This window comes from Bradyrhizobium sp. SHOUNA76 (genome assembly GCF_023006445.1).
In the GTDB taxonomy this organism is placed as follows: Bacteria; Pseudomonadota; Alphaproteobacteria; order Rhizobiales; family Xanthobacteraceae; genus Bradyrhizobium.
In genome coordinates, this window is record NZ_JALBHA010000128.1 from 1 (window position 1) to 13,725 (window position 13,725).

Here is a 13,725-nt window from a genome sequence, read left to right on the forward strand (position 1 = left end):
CGCGCCGATGTTCCGCGATTTCTTCGGCTTCGGCTCTCCGCAGCCACCGCCGCGTCAGCTGGCGCCGGCGCCCGGGCCGCGCAATCCGAATCTCAATCCAGGGGCTCCACGTCCGCCGGGTAACGTCGGACGCTCCGCCGAGATGTTCCGGTAATTGCCGCCGTGTCCCGGACGCGGCGCAGCACCTCTTGGTGTTGCGACGCAGAGCCGGGACCCAGCTCTCTCACGCCAACTCTCTTACAAAAGAATGGGCCCCGGCTCTGCGCAGCAGCGCTCTGGCGCTGCAGCGCGTCCGGGGCACGAGTGAGTGCTTGTCGCTTAGCCGTTAGTAGCGCCAGCGCGGCGGCGGACGGCGCGCAGGCCGCGACATCAGAAGTGCGAGCGCAAACCCGATGCCGCCGGCGACCAGCAGCGAGCCGAGCGGATTGTCCTGCACTTTCTTCGACAGTGCCTGTGTCCCATCGCGGAAAGTCTCGCCGCTGTTCTCATAGGCGTCCTTGGCGTAGCCGGCGGCGGTGTCCGTGGCATCGCGCACGGCATCCTTGGCCTGGCCATAGAGATTCTGCACCGTGCCCGCAGCTTCCCGGGCCTTGCCCGATGCCTGCGTCTTCGCGTCGCCTGCCATGTCTCCGATCGCGCCTTCCGCGCGTCCGGCATATTCCTTGGCCGATCCAACAATTCGATCCGTATCCATGATGCTCCTCCTCGGGGGTCAGCCCAAGTAACCGATCAGGAGCAGCGCAGTTCCAAGTCGTGACGAAAGTGTAGCCCGGATGAGCGAAGCGGCATCCGGGACTTTGCTTACACCGTTCCCGGGTATCGCTGCGCTCACCCGGGCTACAAGATGAGCCCTCTACAGAATCAGCCCGCCATCGACGACCAGCGTCTGGCCGATGATGTAGGACGACAGCGGCGAGGCCAGGAACAGCGCCGCGCCTGCCATGTCGGCCGGCGTGCCCAATCGCCGCAGGGGGATGCGCGCGAGCGCGCCTTCGAGCCGCTTCGGATTGTCCGTCGTCACCTTCGTCATCTTGGTGTCGACGAGCCCGGGCGCGATGCCGTTGACGCGGATGCCGTCCCCGGCCCAGGCCTCACCCAGCGTCCGCGTCAATCCGACCGCACCGGTCTTCGAGGCGTTATAGGCGGGATTGCCCATGGTCGAATGATAGGCCGCGGTCGAGGACACCATGATCAGCGCGCCCCCGGAATCCCGCAACATGGAATGAAATCGCGTGGCGCAGGCCATCAGGCTCATGAGATTGACCTCGACCACCTTGCGGAAGCCGCTCATCTCGAATTCGCCGCGGCGATAGAGCACCGCGCCTTGCGCGAGCACGAGCACGTCGAGCCTGTCCAAGGACGGCTTGAACGCCTCGATCGCACTGGGGTTGCCGACGTCGAGCTGCGCATAAGACAGGCCCGTGAGATCAGAGCCCTCCTCGATCGAATAATCCTGCGGCTGTGCCCGCGTGCCGCACACCGCGACACGCGCGCCCCTCGTGCGAAAAGCCTGCGCGATACCGTTGCCGATCCCGCTCGAACCGCCGACGACCAGCACCTGCTTGCCTGAGAAATCGAGCTCGTTCGCCATCGCGGCCTCCCTTTTCGTCTTGCTTGTTTGACCTGTCTGCGGATCGATGCCAGCCTTGTCAATCATAACAAGAACAAGCGGCTTCCTGAGGAAACAACATGTCCGAGTTCAAAGAGCTCAGCCGGTCCGTCAAGGGCCTGACCGTTCTCGTCACCGGCGCGGCCAGCGGCATGGGGCGCGCGACCGCGCGCTTGTTCGCCGCAGAAGGCGCCAACGTCGCCGTCACCGATTTCGACGGCGAAGGCGCGCGTGCGGTTGCCAAGGAGATTGCCGCGAGTGGCGGCGCAGGAAAGGCTTGGGAGCTCGACGTTGCCGACGGTGACGAGATCAAGCGCGTCGTCGGTGAGGTCGCCGCGCATTTCGGCGCAATCGACATCATCGTCAACAATGCCGGCATCTCGGTGCGGGTTGCGATCGACGACGAGGGCTATGAGGACGCCTGGGCCAGAGGCATCGCGGTGATGCTGACGGCGCATCCGCGCATCATCCGCGCTGCGCTGCCGCACTTGCGCAAATCGAACAGCCCGCGCATCGTCAACATCGCCTCGACCGAGGCGCTCGGCGCCACCGCGTTGCACAGCCCCTATTCAGCAGCGAAGGGCGGCGTAGCGAGCCTCACCCGTTCGCTGGCGGTGGAGCTCGGCCGCGAGGGCATCACCGTCAATTGCATCTGCCCGGGCCCGGTCCGCACAGGGATCACCGACCGCATCTCCGAGGAGCACAAGACGATCTACGCCAAGCGCCGCACCGCACTCGGCCGCTACGGCGATCCCGAGGAGGTCGCGCATATGACGCTGAGCCTCTGTCTGCCGGCCGCGTCCTTCCTCACGGGCGCGGTGATCCCGGTCGACGGCGGGCTGATGGCGCGGAACGCGTAAGCGCCATCAAAGGTGCCGTAGAGCGTAGCCCGGATGAGCGAAGCGACATCCGGGACTTTGCTTGCACCGTTCCCGGGTATCGCTGCGCTCACCCGGGCTATGTCGTGCCTGCTACGGACAGCTATACGCGCCGAGCGTTGACAACCACGAGTGCGGGAGTAGCTTTTCCTCGACAGAGCGGGACCAACCGCTCGCAGCTCCGGGAGATAGCGCCATGACGATCGCCATCCGCCAGCTTCACAGCCATTTTGTCGGCGAGGTCTCCGGACTCGATCTGCGAAAGCCGCTCACACCGGCTGAGGCGCGCGAGATCGAAGCCGCGATGGACAAATATGCGGTGCTGGTTTTCCACGACCAGGACATCACCGACGAGCAGCAGATGGCGTTCGCGCTGAATTTCGGTCAGCGCGAGGAAGCGCGCGGCGGCAACATCACCAAGGCGGATGAATACCGCCTCACCTCGGGCCTGAATGACGTCTCCAACCTTGGCAAGGACGGCAAGCCGCTGCCGAAGGACAGCCGCGCCAATCTCTTCAACCTCGGCAATTGCCTGTGGCACTCCGACAGCTCGTTTCGCCCGATCCCTGCAAAGTTCTCGCTGCTGTCGGCGCGGGTGGTGAACCCGAAGGGCGGCAACACCGAATTCGCCGACATGCGCGCCGCCTATGACGCGCTCGACGACGACACCAAGGCGGAGATCGATGACCTCGTCTGCGAACACTCGCTGATGTATTCGCGGGGATCGCTCGGCTTCACCGAATATACCGACGAAGAGAAGGAGATGTTCAAGCCGGTGCTGCAACGGCTGGTGCGCACCCATCCCGTCCATCGCCGCAAGTCGCTCTATCTGTCATCGCACGCGGGCAAGATCGTCGGCATGAGCGTGCCGGAAGGGCGGCTGCTGCTGCGCGATCTCAACGAGCACGCGACGCAGGCCCAGTTCGTCTACGTGCACAAATGGAAGCTGCACGACCTCGTGATGTGGGACAACCGCCAGACCATGCACCGCGTCCGCCGCTACGACCAGTCGCAACCTCGCGACATGCGCCGCGCGACCGTGGCGGGCACGGAGCCGACGGTGCAGCAGCAGGCGGCGGAGTAGCGACATATTCCGCTGTCGTCCCGGACAAGCGAAGCGCAGATCCGGGACCCAACCACCGGACGTGGTTTGGCGAAGACCCGGAGTGACCGGCCTGCCTCAAACTTCATCCTGGGAGTATGGGTCCCGGGTCTGCGCGCGCTTGAGGCGCGCTTGTCCGGGACGACAGCGGAGGATGACGCAACGAGTGCGCTGGAGCTACGCGTGCCCGGCCTCGTTCGAGAGCATGCCGGGATCGATGCCGATCTTGCGCAAGGCGCGGCCGTACTTGTCGTCGACGTCGTCGCCGAAAATCAAATCCGCGTCTGCATCGCAGTGCAGCCAGCCGTTGCTCTGGATCTCGGTCTCGAGCTGGCCCGGCGCCCAGCCGGCATAGCCGAGCGCGAGAATGGCGTGCTTGGGGCCGGAGCCGTTGGCGATGGCGCGCAGGATGTCGACGGTCGCCGTGAGGCAGACACCCTCATCGATCCGCAGCGTCGCGTTTTCGATGTAGAAGTCGCTGGAATGCAGCACGAAGCCGCGGCCGGTATCGACCGGGCCGCCGCGCAGCACCTTCATGCTTTCGGCGTTCTCCGGCAGCTTGATGTGCTCGCCCTTCTTGATGATGCCGAGCTGCTGCAAGAGCTCGGGGAAGTCGATGCTGCCAGCCGGGTGGTTCACGATGATGCCCATCGCTCCCTCCGCCGAATGGGCGCAGAGATAGATCACCGAACGCTCGAAGCGGGAATCGCCCATCACCGGCATCGCGATCAGCAGCCGGCCGTCGAGATAACCGGCCGAATTGGGGAGCGCGGGGCCTGCCCTGCGGGTGCTTTCGCCCGTCCTCTTGCCTGTGGGAGCCATCGCTAAAGCACTCCGGTTTCAATTCCTATCCTGATGTCGGGCCGGGCCGCTGTCAAATCAAGGCTTGCAGAGACGCGATTCAAGTGCATCCATCACAAGCAATTCAATGGTTTGCCCCGGGGTGACCCTGTAAAGACGTGCTATGCTCCCAAGAGTTCCCCTGCGTGCGGCGATTGGCGTCGCGACAACCCTGCTTGCGTCGTCGCTGGCGATCGCAGCCCGCGCCGATGACGCTTCGCCGTGGCAGCGCGACGGCCACTCCGCGGTGCGGTTATTGGCGGGATCGCGCAGTGGCGCAGTCCTGCTCGGCGGTATTGCCTTCCAGCTCCAGCAGGGGTGGAAGACCTACTGGCGCATGCCCGGGGATTCCGGGGTGCCGCCGCGGTTCGACTTCTCGAAGTCGGACAATGTCGAGGCGGTGACGGTGATGTGGCCTGCACCGCTGAAATTCGACGACGGCGCGGGCGGCCATTCGATCGGCTATCACAACCAGATCGTGCTGCCGTTGCGCATCGTCGCCAAGGCCGCCGACAAGCCCGTGACCTTGCGCGCCGAGATCCATTACGCGGTGTGCGAGAAGCTCTGCATTCCGGTCGAGGCCAGCGCCGAGCTCGGCTTCAACAGCGTCGCCTCGACCGAGGATGCCAATTTGCGAGCCGCGCTCGATACGGTGCCCAAGCCTGCCAATATCGGTGATCCCAATCCGCTCACCATCCGCGACGTCAAGCGCGACGGACCCAAGAATGTGATCGTCGACGTCGTTGTTCCTGATAGCCGCAACGTCAATTTGTACGTGGAAGGGCCGACTCCCGATTGGGCGTTGCCGATCCCGACCCAGGTCGAGCCCAGCCCGGTCGGCGTCAAACGTTTCTCGTTCGAGCTCGATGGATTGCCGCCGGGCGCCAAGCCCGACGGCGCAGCGCTGAAGTTCACGCTGGTCGGACCGGAGAAGTCCTACGAGTTCAATACGAATCTGGAATAGGTCGTCGCGGATGGCGCAACGAAGCCGATCAGGATGCAGGGCAAACCTTCGAGGCCTGCTTTTCCTGCAACTTCTTCGTGCAATACAGGCTGCATCGCTGACCGCCGACCTTGGCGCAGGCCGCCAGGCACTTCTCGTATGAGCATCCCCACGCATCCGCCCGCGCGGGTGTCATGGAATAGAGATCGAAGCCGGCCAATGCGGCGAGCACGGTCACGCACGTCATAAATCGAGTCATCAATCGCTCCTTCTGAAATGACGTTCAACGCAAGCGTCTGCCGGGACCGCGAACTGTTGTGGTCTCCGCCCGGCATCGCGCCAATTCCATGCACGAGCATGCCGGCCCGCACATATTCCAAATGCCTCCACTATGCCGCGAGCATAATTCGAAGCGGCGCAGGACGTCACCCCTCCAAATAGGCAGGATGGAAACTTCCTGGATGAAGTGACAACCGCAACAGCGCCGCCTGACCCGGCATGCGAAACGATGCTCGCCGCGCCGGCCTTGGCGGGACGCGGCCGGAGGCGTTCCAACCGAATCTTAAGGAATGGTTGCTAAGTCCCAGGCCTGCCGCAGCATGCGCGCGCTCCGGGGACCGTTCGAATTGGCCGTGATGGATGCAGAACCCGCAACAACCGGACCGGCCGGGCTGATTGCACGGCTGCGAGCCAAGCTGACGGGCGGCCCGAGCGAGGCATCGCTGACGCGGCGGCTTGCCGGCACCATCTTCATCATCCGCGTGATCAGCGCCGGCCTCGCCTATGTCTCGCAGGTGCTGCTGGCGCGCTGGATGGGCACGTCCGACTACGGCATCTATGTCTATGTGTGGACCTGGGTGCTGCTGCTCGGCAGCATGATGGATTTCGGCATCTCGGCCTCGGCGCAGAAAATCATTCCGGAGTATCGCAGCAGCGGCGAGCAGGCGTTGCTGCGCGGCTTTCTCTCCGGCAGCCGCTGGCTGACCTTCGCCGTGTCCACGCTGGTCTCCCTCGCCCTTGCCGGCATCGTCAAGCTGCTGTCGCCCTGGATCGACCCGGCCGAGCAGCTGCCGCTCTATATCGGCTGCATGACGCTGCCGGCCTTCGTCGTTGCCAACACCCAGGACGGCATCGCGCGCTCGCATGACTGGATGCAGCTCGGCCTGATGCCGCAATTCATCATCCGCCAGGCGCTGATTATCGGCATCACGGCCATTGCGTTCCTGCTCGGCTATCATCTCGGCGCGGTCGCCGCGATGGCCGCGAGCGCGGGCGCGGTCTGGATCGCGATGACCGGGCAGATGGTGGTGCTGAACCGCAAGCTCGCCGATCATATCGCGCCCGGCCCCAAGACCTATGACATCGGCGGCTGGCTCGCCGTCTCGCTGCCGATCCTGCTGGTGGAGAGCTTCTACCTGCTGCTGTCCTACACCGACGTGCTGGTGCTGCAGCAATTCCGCCCCTCCGACGAGGTCGGCGTCTATTTCGCTGTCGTGAAGACGCTGGCGCTGGTCTCCTTCATCCACTATGCGATGTCGGCGACGACGGCGCACCGCTTCGCCGAATACAACGCAAGCGGCGACAAGGCACGGCTGTCGGCCTATGTCGCGCATGCGATCGGCTGGACGTTCTGGCCGTCGCTGGCGGCGACCATCGTGCTGCTCGCGCTCGGCAAGCCGCTGCTCTGGCTGTTCGGGCCGCAATTCGTGATCGGCTACGACATCATGTTCGTCGCCGCGATTGGCCTGGTGGTGCGCTCCGCGATCGGCCCGGTCGAACGGCTGCTCAACATGCTCGGTCAGCAGAAGATCTGCGCGCTCGCATATGCACTGGCCTTCGTGATGAACCTCCTGCTCTGCATCGCGCTGGTCCCGCGCTACGGCGGCCACGGCGCCGCGGCCGCAACCTCGATCTCCCTCACCTTCGAAACGGTGCTCTTGTTCTGGATCGTGCGGCAGCGGCTCGGTCTGCACGTGCTGGCGTTCGGCAAATAGGCGCTGCGCGCCTGACGTGCTCGCTGCTTCCTCAGGGAACGGCTCTGTCAGAGCACGTACAGGAACGAGGCAAAACGCCTCTCCTTCGTGAACCTGATGCAAAATTTTTCTTATTCTGCCCAGGCGGTTGCGCATTAGGGGAACTTTATTCTACGTCGTATTGCCTAACCGACGAGATCAACCTAAGATTCCCCTGATATGTTCGATCCACTCTACGTCGCCTCAGGATTCGGCGTCGGCCTGCTTGTCGGGATGACCGGCGTGGGCGGCGGCTCGTTGATGACGCCGCTCTTGATCCTGCTGTTCGGCGTCCATCCCTCCACAGCGGTCGGAACCGACCTGCTCTATGCCGCCGCCACCAAGACCGGCGGCAGCGTGGTGCATGGCTGGTCGCGCAGCGTGCACTGGCCGGCGGTGCTGCGGCTCGCCTGCGGCAGCATTCCCGCGAGCGCGCTGACGCTGCTGGTGCTGTGGAAGCTCGACCTCAAGAGCGATTCCGAGCGCAACCTGGTCAATCTGGTGCTGTGCTTCGCGCTGCTACTGACCGCGACGTCGCTGATCTTCCGCAAATCCATCATGGAGCGTTATCGCCGCCGGCTCGAACAGGTCGGCGAGCGCGTCACCGCCATTGCGACCGTCGTCACCGGCATCGTGCTCGGCGTGCTGGTCTCGATTTCGTCGGTCGGCGCCGGCGCGGTCGGCGTGACCGTGCTGCTGCTGCTCTACCCTCGCCTGCCCATGGTGACCATCGTCGGCTCCGATATCGCCCATGCGGTGCCGCTGACACTGGTCGCCGGCATCGGGCACTGGGCGCTCGGCGATGTGGATTGGGCCCTGATGGGCGTGCTGCTGATGGGCTCACTGCCCGGCATCATCGTCGGCAGCTTCAGCGCCACGCGCGTGCCCGAGACGGTGCTGCGCCTGACGCTTGCGAGCGTCCTGTTCGTGGTCGCAGGCAAAATCATGTTTGCCGAGCTGCACCTGTCCTCGGCCTTCGTGACGGCGCTCGCCTGGGGACATTGAGTGGGAAGCGAACGCCCGGAATCGTAGGGCGGGCAAAGCGAAGCGTGCCCACCGTTTTCTCCCAATTGCGGAAGCATGGTGGGCACGGCGCTGGCGCGCCTTTGCCCACCCTACGGCACCCCGCCCTACTCCGCGGTCCAGCCGCCGTCGATCGAGAGGTTGGTGCCGGTGATCTGCGCGGCGTCGTCGCCACACAGGAACAGCGCCAGCGCGGCGACCTGCTCCGAGGTGACGAACTCCTTGGTCGGCTGCGCATCGAGCAGCACGTCGTTGATGACCTGCTCGCGCGTCAGATTGCGCGCCTTCATCGTGTCGGGGATCTGCCTCTCCACCAGCGGCGTCCAGACATAGCCCGGGCTGATGCAGTTGCAGGTGATCTTGTGGGTCGCAACTTCCAGCGCCACGGTCTTGGTGAGACCGGCGATGCCGTGCTTGGCCGAGACATAGGCCGACTTGAAGGGCGAGGCGACCAGCGAATGCGCCGAAGCCGTGTTGATGATGCGGCCCCAGCCCTTCTTCTTCATGCCGGGCACGGCGGCGCGGATGGCGTGGAAGGCCGAGGACAGATTGATCGCGATGATCTGGTCCCACTTCTCGAGCGGAAACTCCTCGATCGGCGAGACGAACTGGATACCGGCATTGTTGACGAGGATGTCGACCGAGCCGAAGGTCTTCTCTCCGAGCGCGATCATCCCGGCGATCTCGGCGGGCTTGGTCATGTCGGCCGGCGAATAGATCGCCTTCACCTTGAAGTCCTGTTCGATCTTGGCGCGCTCCTTCTCGATGTCTTCCGGGGAGCCGAAGCCGTTGATGACAACATTCGCTCCGGCTGCGGCAAAGGCACGCGCGTAAGCGAGCCCGATGCCGCTGGTTGAACCGGTCACGACGGCATTCTTGCCTGACAGACTACCCATGCTATTCGCTCCTTTTTGGCGGGGGTGCGGTGACGTCCCCCGTGAGATCGTAGGTCACCATGGTCTCGCCGGACTGAGGCCGCTCGAGCCAGTCCTTGTGGCGCATCGACAGATGCACGTCCTTCACCCCGGCCTCCCAATGCTCGACCATGGCGACGTGGGAGAAGTCGTAATCCTTCGCCGAGGATTCGTAGTTCTTGCTGCGGTAGATCAGGTGCACCACGGTGACGGTGCTTTCGCGCGATATCTTCGCGAGGAATTCGACCGAAGGATCGTTCTTCAGATAATCCGGCAATTTGCCGATCAGGTCGCGCACGGCCCTTCGGGCGTTGTGGATCTGCTTGTTCTTGTCCGTGTTCATCCGCGTACGGCTGGAGAAGCGGATGTCCTTCTCGCGCTCGGCGGCCTCCAGCAGCGACGTCGGCAGATCGCCGCGCGCGGAAAACAGGTCGACCTGGAAGATCAGCATGTCGCGATCGATCTCGGCATCGAGCACATAGTCGAGCGGGGTGTTGGAGGCGATGCCGCCGTCCCAATAATGCTCGCCGTCGATCATGACGGACGGAAACCCGGGCGGCAGCGCGCCGGAGGCCATGATGTGCTCGGGGCCGATGGTCTTGCCCAGCTTCTTGAACTCGTAATTGTCGAAATACCTGAAGTTGCCGGAGGTGACGCCGACCGCGCCGACCGACAGGCGCGTCTTCAGGTCGTTGATGCGGTCGAAATCGACCAGACGCTCCAGCGTCTTCTTCAGCGGTGCGGTGTCGTAGTAGCTCTCAGCTTCGGGATGCCCCGGCGGCCAGAGCGGCGCCGGCGGAATGCGCGGCGTGAAGAAGCCGGGCACACCGAAAGTCGCAATCAGTGCGGCACTGGTCGAATTGAACAGCTCGCGGCTGCGGTCACTCTTGCCGATCGGTTTCCACGGCACCGGCGCGGAGACCATTTCCCAGAATTCCTTCAGCCGCTTGACGCGGGTCGGGCCCTCATTGCCGGCGATGATGGCGGCGTTGACCGCGCCGATCGAGATGCCGGCGACCCATTCCGGCTCGAAGCCGTGGCCGCACAGCGCTTGATGGGCGCCGGCCTGGTAGGAGCCAAGCGCGCCGCCGCCCTGCAGGACCAGGACGCGTTGCGCATTCGCGGGGATGCTGGGGGATTGCGGGCTATGATCGGTCATGGGGGAACAATAGCAAATGGCACAATAGCAAATGGCACGCCACCGTGGCGACACTCCGCCGCGGCGTCAATGCATGCTGGGATCAAGTCTGGCTTATCGGGGCTCGGTCGACGCCAGGATCATGGTCCAGAACACCTTGTATTTGGTGCCTGGAGCATAGCTTGCCGCGATGCCCAGTTTTGTGACACCGCCCTTGAGCATGTTGGCGCGGTGCGGAGGCGAGTCGCGCCAGCCGGAAAATGCTTCCGCCAGCGTATGATAGCCGGCCGAGATGTTCTCCACCGCTACCGTCGCGGGATAGCCGCCGGCGGCCAGGCGCTTGGCCAGCGGCGCACGGACATCGTGGTCCATCTTGTTGGCCGCCGCCATGGCATTGGACTGGGATTCGGCAAGCCGCATCAGGTCGGGGTCGACGACGACGGTGCCGAGGGCGTTGTTCTGGCGGTATTGCGAGATCATGATCGCGGCCGCCGGCGCATCGAGTTTGGAGCCCGGGACCGCCATATCGGCATACATGGACGGCTGCTGGACTGGTGCCTCGTTGCCGGCACAGCCGGCGAGCAGCAAAGTGATGAGAATTGCGGCCGCAGCGCGCATGGAGGTGCCCCCGAATGAGGGGCCGTTGTTGCATACCAACCGTGGCTGAAAGGTGAATTTTGAAGAAAATCTGACCGGTGTCATTCCGGGGCAGCGCGAAGCGCTGAACTATGGTGCGCAAGCGCGCACCTGGGAATCTCACGCTACGACCTCAAGATTCCGGGTTCGATGCTTCGCATCGCCCCGGAATGACGGAGATTTCTAACCCGCGAATATCCGGTAGCGGCGCGGTTCGAGCCCGATCGTATCGCCGGCGCGCAGTTCCTTGCCGCGGGGGGCGTCGATCTCGATCGTCTCGCCGCCCGACAACGCGACCTCGGCCCGCTGTACCGGACCGAAATTGCGGACATGCTGCACGGCGCCCTCGAAGGCGCCGCTGCCGGGCGGGCCAACCAGCATGTCATGTCGCCGCACGAACAGCTTTGACGCGCCAGGCGCAATCCCGTCCGCCGCAAGCCGGAGCGGCCGGTCGCCGAGCCTGACGACGCCGCCTTCGACCTGAACCGGCAGCTCGATGGATTCGCCGATGAAGCCGTGGACGAAGGCGCTCGCGGGGCTTTCATAGACGTCGTCGGGCGAGCCAATCTGCTCGATCCGGCCCTTGTCCATCACCACGACGCGGTTGGCGACTTCCAGCGCTTCCTCCTGATCGTGCGTGACGAAGATCGAGGTGACGTGAATCTCGTGATGCAGCGAGCGTAGCCACCTTCGCAACTCTTTCCGCACCTTGGCATCGAGCGCGCCGAACGGCTCGTCGAGCAGGAGGATGCGCGGCTCGATCGCCAGCGCGCGGGCGAGCGCGATGCGCTGGCGCTGGCCGCCGGAGAGCTGGCTCGGATAGCGATCGGCGAGCCAGTCGAGCTGGACGAGATCGAGCAGCTCTTTCACCCGCGCTCGGATCGTGGCCTCGTCTTTCCGTATCGCGCGCGGCTGCACGCGCAGGCCGAAGGCAACGTTCTCGAACACCGTCATGTGGCGGAACAGTGCGTAGTGCTGGAACACGAAGCCGACATGCCGCTCGCGCGCGCCCTGCGCCAGCGCGTCCTCGCCGTTGAAGGAGACCTCGCCGGCATCAGGCCAGTCGAGGCCTGCGATAATCCGCAGCAGCGTGGTCTTGCCGGAGCCGGAGGGGCCGAGCAGCGCCAGCAATTCGCCGTCATTGACCTTGAGGTCGACGCCGTCGAGGGCTGAAAAGCCGCCGAACTTCTTGACGAGATTTTTGACTTCAATGGTCACTTGCGTCGTGTCCTTCGTCGAGGTGACGTTCGAGAACAGTCTTGGCGATCAGCGTGATCAAGGCCAGCATCGCCAGCAGCGAGGCAATCGCGAAGGCGGCGACGAACTGGTATTCGTTGTAGAGAATCTCGACCAGCAGCGGCATCGTGTTGGTCTCGCCGCGGATATGGCCGGAGACCACGGAGACTGCGCCGAACTCGCCCATCGCGCGCGCGTTGCAGAGCAGGACGCCGTAAAGCACGCCCCATTTGATGTTGGGCAGCGTGACGCGGAAAAACGTTTGCAGGCCCGAGGCGCCGAGCGAGATCGCGGCCTCCTCCTCCTGCGTGCCCTGCTCCTGCATCAGGGGGATCAGCGCGCGCGCCACGAAGGGGAAGGTGACGAAGGTGGTGGCGAGCGCGATGCCGGGCACCGCGAACAGGATCTGGATGTCGTGATCCCTGAGCCAGCCGCCGAAATAGCCCTGCGCGCCAAACAGCAGCACGAAGACGAGGCCCGAGATTACCGGGCTCACCGAGAACGGCAGGTCGATCAGCGTGATCAGGAAGGTCTTGCCCGGGAATTCGAATTTCGCAATCGCCCAGGCGGCGACGAGGCCGAACACGAGATTGAGGCCGACCGAGATTGCCGCAACCAGCAGCGTCAGCTTGATCGCGGCAAGCGCTTCCGGCTCGGCAAGCGCGGCGAAATAGGCGAGGATCCCCTTCGAGAAGGCCTGCGCGAACACGACCACCAGCGGCAGCACGACGAAGACCGTGAGGAATATCATCGCCAATGCGATGATGGCGATACGCACCGCGCGCGGCTCGGTGCGGAGGTTGTCCCGTGCCGCAGCCGCATGCGCGCGAGCCCTGGCATCGGGGGCCGAGAGCGGAACGGAGTCTGCGATCTGCATCGTCATGGCCAGCCCCTCAACGCGCCGGGATCCGGCTCTGCGACCAGCGCTGGAGCCGGTTGACGGCGAAAATGATGATGAAGGAGACGACGAGCATAACCACCGCGATGGCGGTGGCATCGGCGTAGCGGAACTCGGAGAGCCGGATCACGATCAGCAGCGGGGCGATCTCGGACACGTTGGGCAGATTGCCGGCGATGAAGATCACCGAGCCGTATTCGCCGACCGCGCGCGCGAAGGCGAGCGCGAGCCCGGTGAGCAGCGCCGGTGCGAGCGAGGGCAGAATCACACGGATGATGGTCTGCCAGCGGCTGGCCCCCAGGCTGCCCGCGGCCTCCTCGATCTCGGGGTCGAGATCCTGCAGCACCGGCTGCACAGTGCGGACCACGAAGGGAATGCCGATGAAGATCATGGCGACGAAGATGCCGACCGGCGTAAATGCCACCTTGATGCCGGCCGCGGCGAGCGGCGCCCCCAGCCAGCCCTTCTCGGCGAACAGCGCGGTCAACGCCACGCC

15 protein-coding genes are annotated in these 13,725 nt (G+C 64.5%); 5 read left to right on the forward strand and 10 right to left on the reverse strand.

The window, feature by feature from the left end; translation table 11 throughout:
* Positions 1-325: 325 nt before the first annotated feature.
* Both MOV74_RS16195 and MOV74_RS16200 read right to left on the reverse strand, forming a co-directional pair.
* Complete coding sequence (locus MOV74_RS16195) at positions 326-694, reverse strand: CsbD family protein (protein ID WP_008546679.1); 369 nt, start codon at positions 692-694, stop codon at positions 326-328.
* A 159-nt stretch (positions 695-853) separates the two neighbouring features.
* Positions 854-1,591 (reverse strand): SDR family NAD(P)-dependent oxidoreductase, encoded by a 738-nt coding sequence (locus tag MOV74_RS16200; RefSeq protein WP_246924130.1) that lies wholly within the window; start codon positions 1,589-1,591, stop codon positions 854-856.
* Between the two features lie 98 nt (positions 1,592-1,689).
* On the opposite strand from MOV74_RS16200, the gene MOV74_RS16205 reads away from it, so the two are divergent.
* Both MOV74_RS16205 and MOV74_RS16210 read left to right on the forward strand, forming a co-directional pair.
* Positions 1,690-2,469, forward strand: a complete 780-nt coding sequence (locus MOV74_RS16205; RefSeq protein ID WP_246924133.1) for an SDR family NAD(P)-dependent oxidoreductase — start codon at positions 1,690-1,692, stop codon at positions 2,467-2,469.
* Positions 2,470-2,683: 214 nt separating this feature from the next.
* A complete protein-coding gene (locus MOV74_RS16210; protein WP_246924137.1) occupies positions 2,684-3,571 on the forward strand; it encodes a TauD/TfdA family dioxygenase in 888 nt (295 codons plus the stop codon).
* 195 nt (positions 3,572-3,766) lie between these two features.
* Here the strand turns inward: MOV74_RS16210 and MOV74_RS16215 are convergent, their stop codons facing one another.
* Complete coding sequence (locus MOV74_RS16215) at positions 3,767-4,411, reverse strand: YqgE/AlgH family protein (protein ID WP_246924141.1); 645 nt, start codon at positions 4,409-4,411, stop codon at positions 3,767-3,769.
* A gap of 142 nt (positions 4,412-4,553) precedes the next feature.
* On the opposite strand from MOV74_RS16215, the gene MOV74_RS16220 reads away from it, so the two are divergent.
* The gene (locus tag MOV74_RS16220; protein WP_246924153.1) at positions 4,554-5,393 is read left to right on the forward strand and encodes a protein-disulfide reductase DsbD domain-containing protein; all 840 of its coding nucleotides are present in this window, start codon (positions 4,554-4,556) and stop codon (positions 5,391-5,393) included.
* 28 nt (positions 5,394-5,421) lie between these two features.
* On the opposite strand, the gene MOV74_RS16225 is transcribed toward MOV74_RS16220, so the two are convergent.
* Entirely contained in the window at positions 5,422-5,631 is a 210-nt protein-coding gene (locus MOV74_RS16225) for a hypothetical protein (protein WP_246924163.1), read from the reverse strand.
* Between the two features lie 367 nt (positions 5,632-5,998).
* Between MOV74_RS16225 and MOV74_RS16230 the strand changes: the two genes are divergently transcribed.
* Together MOV74_RS16230 and MOV74_RS16235 are read left to right on the forward strand one after the other, a co-directional pair.
* Entirely contained in the window at positions 5,999-7,366 is a 1,368-nt protein-coding gene (locus MOV74_RS16230) for a lipopolysaccharide biosynthesis protein (RefSeq protein WP_404979148.1), read from the forward strand.
* Between the two features lie 198 nt (positions 7,367-7,564).
* Complete coding sequence (locus MOV74_RS16235) at positions 7,565-8,389, forward strand: sulfite exporter TauE/SafE family protein (protein WP_246924169.1); 825 nt, start codon at positions 7,565-7,567, stop codon at positions 8,387-8,389.
* Positions 8,390-8,514: 125 nt separating this feature from the next.
* Here the strand turns inward: MOV74_RS16235 and MOV74_RS16240 are convergent, their stop codons facing one another.
* The 6 genes from MOV74_RS16240 to cysT all read right to left on the reverse strand — a co-directional run.
* Positions 8,515-9,303, reverse strand: coding sequence for a 3-hydroxybutyrate dehydrogenase (locus MOV74_RS16240; RefSeq protein ID WP_018318737.1), 789 nt, complete (start codon positions 9,301-9,303; stop codon positions 8,515-8,517).
* 1 nt (position 9,304) lies between these two features.
* Entirely contained in the window at positions 9,305-10,480 is a 1,176-nt protein-coding gene (locus tag MOV74_RS16245) for a patatin-like phospholipase family protein (RefSeq protein ID WP_246924174.1), read from the reverse strand.
* Between the two features lie 93 nt (positions 10,481-10,573).
* Positions 10,574-11,077: a CAP domain-containing protein gene (locus MOV74_RS16250; RefSeq protein ID WP_246924179.1), complete on the reverse strand. Its 504-nt coding sequence runs from the start codon at positions 11,075-11,077 to the stop codon at positions 10,574-10,576.
* Between the two features lie 201 nt (positions 11,078-11,278).
* Complete coding sequence (locus tag MOV74_RS16255; protein ID WP_246924185.1) at positions 11,279-12,313, reverse strand: sulfate/molybdate ABC transporter ATP-binding protein; 1,035 nt, start codon at positions 12,311-12,313, stop codon at positions 11,279-11,281.
* Positions 12,303-13,214 (reverse strand): sulfate ABC transporter permease subunit CysW, encoded by a 912-nt coding sequence (gene cysW / locus MOV74_RS16260; RefSeq protein WP_246924188.1) that lies wholly within the window; start codon positions 13,212-13,214, stop codon positions 12,303-12,305. The genes MOV74_RS16255 and cysW overlap by 11 nt, the downstream gene beginning before the upstream one ends.
* Before the next feature lie 10 nt (positions 13,215-13,224).
* Positions 13,225-13,725: sulfate ABC transporter permease subunit CysT (cysT, locus tag MOV74_RS16265; RefSeq protein ID WP_246924193.1), on the reverse strand; the 501-nt coding region annotated here is incomplete at its 5' end.

What these genes read in the sequence shown, in the direction of transcription:
- MOV74_RS16220 (WP_246924153.1), top strand. Translation starts at nt 4,554, where the DNA reads ATGCTCCCAAGAGTTCCCCTGCGTGCGGCGATTGGCGTCGCGACAACC.
- MOV74_RS16240 (WP_018318737.1), bottom strand. Translation starts at nt 9,303, where the DNA reads ATGGGTAGTCTGTCAGGCAAGAATGCCGTCGTGACCGGTTCAACCAGC.
- MOV74_RS16200 (WP_246924130.1), bottom strand. Translation starts at nt 1,591, where the DNA reads ATGGCGAACGAGCTCGATTTCTCAGGCAAGCAGGTGCTGGTCGTCGGC.
- cysW (WP_246924188.1), bottom strand. Translation starts at nt 13,214, where the DNA reads ATGACGATGCAGATCGCAGACTCCGTTCCGCTCTCGGCCCCCGATGCC.
- MOV74_RS16225 (WP_246924163.1), bottom strand. Translation starts at nt 5,631, where the DNA reads ATGACTCGATTTATGACGTGCGTGACCGTGCTCGCCGCATTGGCCGGC.
- MOV74_RS16250 (WP_246924179.1), bottom strand. Translation starts at nt 11,077, where the DNA reads ATGCGCGCTGCGGCCGCAATTCTCATCACTTTGCTGCTCGCCGGCTGT.
- MOV74_RS16205 (WP_246924133.1), top strand. Translation starts at nt 1,690, where the DNA reads ATGTCCGAGTTCAAAGAGCTCAGCCGGTCCGTCAAGGGCCTGACCGTT.
- MOV74_RS16215 (WP_246924141.1), bottom strand. Translation starts at nt 4,411, where the DNA reads ATGGCTCCCACAGGCAAGAGGACGGGCGAAAGCACCCGCAGGGCAGGC.
- MOV74_RS16245 (WP_246924174.1), bottom strand. Translation starts at nt 10,480, where the DNA reads ATGACCGATCATAGCCCGCAATCCCCCAGCATCCCCGCGAATGCGCAA.
- MOV74_RS16195 (WP_008546679.1), bottom strand. Translation starts at nt 694, where the DNA reads ATGGATACGGATCGAATTGTTGGATCGGCCAAGGAATATGCCGGACGC.
- MOV74_RS16210 (WP_246924137.1), top strand. Translation starts at nt 2,684, where the DNA reads ATGACGATCGCCATCCGCCAGCTTCACAGCCATTTTGTCGGCGAGGTC.
- MOV74_RS16235 (WP_246924169.1), top strand. Translation starts at nt 7,565, where the DNA reads ATGTTCGATCCACTCTACGTCGCCTCAGGATTCGGCGTCGGCCTGCTT.